The organism is Candidatus Kryptobacter tengchongensis, from assembly GCF_001458555.1.
GTDB lineage: Bacteria > Bacteroidota > Ignavibacteria > Kryptoniales > Kryptoniaceae > Kryptonium > Kryptonium tengchongense.
In genome coordinates this window covers 1-7,130 of sequence record NZ_CZVH01000100.1, presented here as the reverse complement: position 1 = coordinate 7,130, position 7,130 = coordinate 1, and the positions used below count along the sequence as shown (strand labels likewise).

The following is a 7,130-nucleotide window of genomic DNA, read 5'->3' as shown; positions in this document are numbered from 1 at the left end:
TGAAGATATTTATAGACCTCCAGATAAAAAAGTTTTATTACAGATGAATTGTAACATATGTCATCGCTATGATAGTTTAACTCCGGGGGCGGATTACATCAATTATGCTAAAAAACTTATTAAGGAAAAGGGATGTCGTGCATGCCACAAAATTAACGGTCGTGGTGGTGTAATTGGTCCTGATTTGACTTATGAAGGTGATAAATCTCCTGAACAATTTGATTATTCAAGGGTTGGTGGGAAAAAGTCTGTCTTTGCTTGGCATGTTGCTCATTTTAAAAATCCAAAAATGGTCTCGCCTGAAAGTATAATGCCTGAGATGGGATTTACATCAAGAGAGGCTATCGCTTTAACTCTTTTAATGTTAAGTTGGAAGAAGGTTAATCTTCCCCCCGAGTATTATCCGCAATCTTACACTGCTCTTGCTGATTTGCCAACGCCTGAGGAAATTGAAAAGGAAAGGCAAATGAGAGAAGGGGAAGGCGCCTTCTTTGTGAATAAAGGTTGTTTTGTGTGTCATTCAATTTCTGTATTTGGGATTGAATCAGCTGCAAAAATTGGTCCTGACCTTAGCAATGCTGTTGAAGATGTCCCAAGCAGATTTGGGAAAACGCTTGAAAACTTCATTAAGGAACCTACTGGAACGATGTCAATTGTCCTTGGAAGTCAGATTATGCTAAGTGATGAGGAGAAAGCTCAAGTGGTTGAGCTTTTGACAAAAGCGTATGAGAAATATCGCAAACAACAGTTAACATCAAAACCTTAAAAATTAAAGGAGGCGTAAAGCTATGAAAAGGCAAATTCAAGTTGCTCTCGGAATTTTAATTACCTTCATTGCTGTGGCAATTGTTTTCCACAGCTGCAAACCTGGTAAAGAAGCTGTAAAAGGCGAAGCAGCTGAAGCTGCTCTTGCAACTTATGTTCCACCTGGTGATCTTGATGAATTTTATCTTTTCTATTCGGGCGGTCATTCAGGGCAGATTTTCGTTGCAGGAATTCCATCAATGAGACACATTTGCACAATCCCTGTCTTTACACCTTATCCATCTACAGGTTATGGTTTTGACAAGGAAACAAAAGAGATGCTCGGTGGTTACACCTGGGGAGATGCGCACCATCCAGCGTTAAGTGAAACAAACGGAGATTATGACGGGAGATGGTTATTCATCAATGATAATGCAAATAACCGCATTGCGAGAATTGATTTGCGGGATTTCAAAGTAAAGCAAATTCTCGGTCCAATTCCGAATCTTTCAGGTAACCATGGTTCAACATTTGTAACTGAAAACACTGAATATGTTACAATTGCGACGAGATTTTCTGTTCCTGTTCCAAAGGGAACTTATGTTCCAGTTGAAGAATATGCTAAGAAGTATCATGGTATAGTTGCACTTGTTGAGGTTGATCCCAAAACAGGTGAGATGAGAATGGATGAAAAGCATGGATTTCAAGTTTTGATGCCACCGTTTAACTTTGACCTCGGCGATGCGGGTAAGGGACCAAGCCATGGTTGGGTTTTCTGGACATGCTACAACTCTGAAAGAGCAACTGGAATACTTGAGATTACGGCTTCTCAGAACGACCGTGATTACATTGCCGCTGTTAATTGGAAGAAAGCCGAGGAATACCTCAAGGCTGGAAAATATAAACTTATCTCCGGTGTTAGAGTTATTGATCCGAAGGAGGCACCAGGTGTTGTTTACCTTATGCCCTGTGCAAAGTCACCGCATGGTGTTGATGTCAGCCCTGATGGAAAGTGGATTGTTGGAAGTGGAAAGTTACAGAGTATAACGACGGTTTATAACTTTGAAAAAATGTTGAAGGCGATTGAAAATAAAGATTTCGTTGGTGAGGAGGATGGAATACCAGTTTTAAGATATGAAAGCGTCCGTGAAGCAGAAGTTTCAGTTGGACTTGGTCCACTTCACACTCAATTTGATGATAAAGGTTATGCTTACACATCACTTTTCGTTGAAAGTGCTATTGCAAAGTGGAAACTTGGAACCTGGGAAGTTGTAGATAAGATCCCTATTGCATATAATATCGGTCATCTTTGCGTCCCAGAGGGAGATACAAAACATCCAGCTGGAAAGTATGTGATTGCTTTAAATAAGCTTTCACACGGAAGACATCTTTCTGTTGGTCCATCACAGCCTGAAGCATCGCAGTTAATTGATATAACCGGTGAGAAGATGAGATTGCTCTATGATGCGTTTACTGAGCCAGAACCGCATTATGCACAAGCAATCCGAGCCGACAAACTAAAAGATAAAGTTATTGAGGTTTATCAAAAAGGAATTGACAATAAGGATCCGAATGCGATCTGGGATGAGAAAGATGCAAAAGTGGTAAGAAAAGGGAATACAGTTGAAGTCTGGATGATTGCAGTAAGATCAAGATTCCAGCCGTGGAAGATTGAAGCGAATCAGGGTGATAAAGTTATAATTCACCTGACAAACATTGAACAGACGACAGATGAACTTCACGGATTTGCCATTTGTGAATATGATATAAATGTTGTTGTAGATCCTGGCGAGACGAAGACAATAGAATTTGTTGCAAACAAGCCAGGTGTATTCCCATTCTATTGCACTAACTTCTGTTCCGCGTTGCATCAGGAGATGCAAGGTTATCTGCTTGTTAAGCCAAAGGGTGGCGCTGGTATAGCACAAAAGTAAATTAAACATTTTGGGGTGACCTTTTAAAAGGTCACCCCACTTGATAGAAAATAAAGTGGAACATATAAAAATGAAGGAAATAATTCAAAAGTGGGAAAAACTTCAGGACACACCTTTAAACCTTCGTTCAAGGATTTTAGTTTTAATCTCCGTTATATTTTTGGTTTCAGTTTTTATTTTCCCCTTGTGGAGGATGCAATTTTTTGCAACTTTTTATCCGGATGGTTTAAAACTTTACATTTACTCTTACAAGCTTGAAGGTGGGAAAACTGCCGGCAGAGATGATCTCAGGGAGATCAATACCCTTAACCATTACATTGGAATGAAACCGCTATCTCAAAGTGATTTTGCTGAATTTACATATCTTCCATTTGTTTTTGGGGCTCTTGGATTGTTAACATTAAGAGCAGTTGTGCTTGGTAAGGTATCAACCCTTGTTGATTTAATTGTAATGTATTTTTATGTTGGGTTTTTCTCAATTCTTGATTTTTATAACAAATTATACACCTACGGACACAACCTTGCTCCAGATGCACCTATAAAAGTTCAACCATTCACGCCTCCACTTTTTGGGAAAAAATTAATATCTCAATTTACCGTTTACAGTTATCCGTCTCTTGGGACAATTGGAATGTTTTTGACGATCGTTACGCTTATAATAGCTTTGATTTTAACATCAAAGGAAGTTAAGTCGTGAGGGAATTTTTTAAACATATTTTCTTTTTTCTGTTTTCTTTTGGTTTGCTTAACGCTGAAGTTTTAAAAGTTGGGGGAAAATATGATTTTAAAAGCATAAAGGATGCTCTTGCAGTTGCTAAACCACACGACACAATTTATGTTTATCCAGGGGAATACTACGGAAACATATTTATTGATAAACCTATTGTTTTAATTGGGATAGGCAGGCCATGGATAAAGGGTGAAAACTGGGGAAGCACTGTAACAGTTCTTGCTGACTCATGCGTTATCAATGGTTTTAAAATTACTGGTGGTGGAAATCTTCTCCAAAAAGAAGATTCTGGAATTTTGCTCAAATCGGCATCTTATAATAAAGTTGAAAATAATTTGCTTGAAGATATTTTATTTGGTATTTATTTCTTTGCTTCAAACAACAATGTTGTCAGACATAATACGATAATTGGAAGACCTTATCTTGGGATTGGGGAGCGTGGAAGCGGACTTCATATTTGGAATTCACGAGGTAATCTTATTGAGGAAAATTTCATTACGAAGGTAAGAGATGGGATGTATATTCAGGAAGCGTCAAATAATTTTATAAGGCGAAATTATGCGACCGATTTGAGATATGGAATTCATTATATGTTTTCGGATTCAAATTCATTTGAGGAAAATGTTTTTATAGACAATGTCGTCGGTGGGGCGGTTATGTATTCAAGGCATATTTATTTTAAAAGAAATATCTTTGCGAGAAATAGAGGGTTTAGCTCATACGGGCTTTTGCTTCAATCGTGTGATTATTGCGTTGCTGAAGAAAACTATGTGCTTGATAATTCAATAGGGCTTCACTTTGAGGGCACAAATTACAATGTGATTAGAAGAAATCTAATTCAAAACAATGACCTTGCCATTGTTCTATTTGCAAGCGCAAATTATGATAAAATTTACGAAAACAACTTCATCGGAAATCTCGCTTTGATAAGAACTATAGGAAATCCAAAGACAACTTTATTTAGCTACGAGGGTAAAGGAAATTACTGGGATGGTTATCTTGGCTACGATCTTGATGATGATGGGGTTGGGGATGTAAGGTTCAGATTGACAAATGTTTTTGAATATATTCAGGGTAAGTATCCGATAATTCAACTTTATCTTTCAAGTCCGTCTGCGAAAGCAATTGAACTTGCGGAAAGAGCGATGCCGATTATAAAATCATTCAAAATTTACGATGAACATCCTTTGATGAAAAAAGTTGATCTTCCAGATCTTTCTTATCTTGTCAAAAGGGGAAAAATTGAAAAGTTGGAGAAAGAAAGAATCGCATTTGTGAGTGTTAGTTTCATAACTTTGTGCATTTTTATTCCGTTTTTAACTCTTGTCATGAAATCAAAAAGGTTGCGAAAAATTTATGCTTTCGGTTAAAAATTTAAAAAAGCGTTATAAAGATACTGTCGCGGTAGATGGGGTAAGCTTTAATGTGAATGAAAATGAGACAGTTGTTTTGCTTGGTCCAAATGGAAGCGGGAAAACAACCACGCTTAAATCAATAGTTGGGCTTATAATCCCAGATGAAGGTGAGATTTACATAAATGGTGTAAATGTTTTATCCGAGCCGAAAAGAGCGAGAAGTTATTTAAGCTTTCTCCCGCAAAGAATTTCTTTATATGAGAGTTTGAAAGTTATAGAAATACTTGAGTTTTTCAGAAAGTTGAGGGATTTGCCAGTTAAAAGAGTTGAATATGTGATTGAGATGCTTGATTTGAAAGATTTACTTGGCAAGTATGCTAATGAACTCTCTGGTGGAAATGTTCAGCGTCTTGGGATAGCGCTCGCTATTATGCCCGAAGTTCCAATTTTAATCCTTGATGAGCCAACTTTAAGTCTTGACCCCGAAGGCGTTATGAGGTTTAAATCGTTGCTTTCCCAGCTGAAAAAAGATGGGAAGACAATTTTGTTTACAACTCACCTTTTAAACGAAGTTGATGAACTTGCAGATAAAGTTGGAATCCTTGTTAACGGCAGATTGATAACTTTTGAAAGCGCATCGGAGCTTAAAAAGAAATTGAAGTTTGAGTCAAAGGTTTATCTTGTCGTTAAGAATATGGATGATGGGTTTGTAAAGCTTGCTTATGATTCAGGGGCGATTGAGGTCAGCAGAAATGGAACGAGCATGATTATAAAAGCGGAGTCAAATAAAATTCTTGATGTGATTTTCAATCTTTATAAGAGCGGGGCACAAATTGAAAACTTTCAAACATCAAGTCAATCATTTGAGGCGATTTATCAAAAAATTAATGGAAGAACATGAGCCCAAAAATTAAGACAATTATCGTTTCAATTTTAGCACTTTTAGTTTACTCCTGTTCAAAGGAGATTAAACCCGAGGAGATTGAGCCACATGATATTTGTTATCTTTGTAAGATGGCTATATCGCAGCTTAATTTTGCTACGGAGATAATCACCCCAGCTGGAGAGGTTTATAAGTTTGATGACATTGGTTGTATGATTGAGTTCAAAAAGATGCGTGAATTGCCAAATGGCTCTGTTATGTTTGTGCGTGATTTTTATACAAATGAATGGGTGAGAATTGAAAATGCGTATTTTGTCAGGTCTGAAAAAATCCAAACCCCAATGAATTATTTCATTGTGACATTTAAAACAAGGGAATCGGTTGAAAAATTTTTAAATGAATACGGTGGAGAGGAATTTCCATATGAACAGCTTGAAATCAAAATTTTAAAGTGATATGTCTTGGAACTCAATTTACACGATCGCCGAGTCGGAGATCATCATTGGTGTCAGGAATAAGTGGACGCATATTTTCACGATCATTTTCACGATTCTTGTTTTGGGCATTTCTTATTTTGGTTTAACTGCGAGCGGTTATACTGGGAGTATGCAAGATTTTTCAAGGACGACATTGAGTTTGCTTAATCTTGTTTTGTATATCATTCCGCTTATTTCTCTTATCATTGGCGTTATGAGTTTTTCGGGTGATGGGAGGTTGAATGAGCTAATTTTTGCACAGCCATTAAATCGTTGGGAAATTTACCTTGGGAAATTGCTTGGTCTATTGGTTGTTATTTTTACATCAACATCGCTGGGGTTTGGGATAAGTGGTTTCATAATTTTGATGAGGGTTGGTTCCGATGGTGTGTTCAGGTATCTTGTTTTTGTTTTGTTGTCAAATTTTCTTGCTTTTATCTTTATTGGGATTTCATCTTTAATTTCTGTGATCGCAAGACAGCGTGGGCGAGCTTTTGGGATCTCTGTCCTCGCTTGGTTTATCTTTCTAATTTTCTATGATCTTGTGATAATTGGTGCAACAACACTTTTAAGGGGTAAAGTTGCAGCAACCTTTGCTATGTTATCTCTTCTTGGTAATCCAGTTGATATTGTTCGTGTGTTAAGTTTGATAACTTTGAATCAACCGGAAATTTTTGGTCCAGCTGGTGCAGCATTTTTGAAATTTCTTGGCGGAAGTTTGCAAACTTACACTGTTTTAATCCTTGATTTGATGTTATGGTTTGTTTTTTCTGTCTTTTTATCAATTAAAATTTTTTCAAAACAGGACATAACTTAAACAAAACCGGAGGAAGGAAAAATGAAGAAGGCGACTTTTATCTTGACAAGTTTAATTTTAATTCTCACAATTTCACTCGCACAGGGACAAAAAGACTGGAAAACAACCTGTGAAAAGCAGTATAATGACAACATCGCTGTAAAAAATGTGGTTTTAAATCTTCTTGAACAGGTGAAAAAATCAGAGCAAAC

General features: G+C 37.1%; 7 protein-coding genes. All 7 read left to right on the top strand.

Going from position 1 to position 7,130, the window contains the following annotated elements:
- A partial coding sequence (locus tag AT685_RS07780; protein WP_234696271.1) for a c-type cytochrome occupies positions 1-766 on the top strand: 766 nt, incomplete at its 5' end.
- Between the two features lie 22 nt (positions 767-788).
- The gene (gene nosZ / locus AT685_RS07775; RefSeq protein WP_072152198.1) at positions 789-2,678 is read left to right on the top strand and encodes a Sec-dependent nitrous-oxide reductase; all 1,890 of its coding nucleotides are present in this window, start codon (positions 789-791) and stop codon (positions 2,676-2,678) included.
- Positions 2,679-2,748: 70 nt separating this feature from the next.
- Positions 2,749-3,375, top strand: a complete 627-nt coding sequence (locus AT685_RS07770; protein ID WP_072152200.1) for a hypothetical protein — start codon at positions 2,749-2,751, stop codon at positions 3,373-3,375.
- Entirely contained in the window at positions 3,372-4,778 is a 1,407-nt protein-coding gene (gene nosD / locus AT685_RS07765) for a nitrous oxide reductase family maturation protein NosD (RefSeq protein ID WP_072152197.1), read from the top strand. Before AT685_RS07770 ends, nosD begins: the two co-directional genes overlap by 4 nt.
- Complete coding sequence (locus tag AT685_RS07760; RefSeq protein ID WP_072152196.1) at positions 4,765-5,664, top strand: ABC transporter ATP-binding protein; 900 nt, start codon at positions 4,765-4,767, stop codon at positions 5,662-5,664. The genes nosD and AT685_RS07760 overlap by 14 nt, the downstream gene beginning before the upstream one ends.
- The gene (locus AT685_RS07755) at positions 5,661-6,101 is read left to right on the top strand and encodes a nitrous oxide reductase accessory protein NosL (RefSeq protein WP_072152195.1); all 441 of its coding nucleotides are present in this window, start codon (positions 5,661-5,663) and stop codon (positions 6,099-6,101) included. The genes AT685_RS07760 and AT685_RS07755 overlap by 4 nt, the downstream gene beginning before the upstream one ends.
- A gap of 1 nt (position 6,102) precedes the next feature.
- Positions 6,103-6,939 carry an ABC transporter permease gene (locus AT685_RS07750; RefSeq protein WP_072152194.1) on the top strand — a complete coding sequence of 279 codons (837 nt, stop codon included), beginning with the start codon at positions 6,103-6,105 and terminating at the stop codon, positions 6,937-6,939.
- The last annotated feature ends 191 nt before the right edge of the window (positions 6,940-7,130 follow it).

Excerpts from the sequence above, each read along its gene's own strand:
- nosZ (WP_072152198.1), top strand. The coding sequence starts at position 789 with ATGAAAAGGCAAATTCAAGTTGCTCTCGGAATTTTAATTACCTTCATT.
- AT685_RS07755 (WP_072152195.1), top strand. The coding sequence starts at position 5,661 with ATGAGCCCAAAAATTAAGACAATTATCGTTTCAATTTTAGCACTTTTA.
- AT685_RS07750 (WP_072152194.1), top strand. The coding sequence starts at position 6,103 with ATGTCTTGGAACTCAATTTACACGATCGCCGAGTCGGAGATCATCATT.
- AT685_RS07770 (WP_072152200.1), top strand. The coding sequence starts at position 2,749 with ATGAAGGAAATAATTCAAAAGTGGGAAAAACTTCAGGACACACCTTTA.
- AT685_RS07760 (WP_072152196.1), top strand. The coding sequence starts at position 4,765 with ATGCTTTCGGTTAAAAATTTAAAAAAGCGTTATAAAGATACTGTCGCG.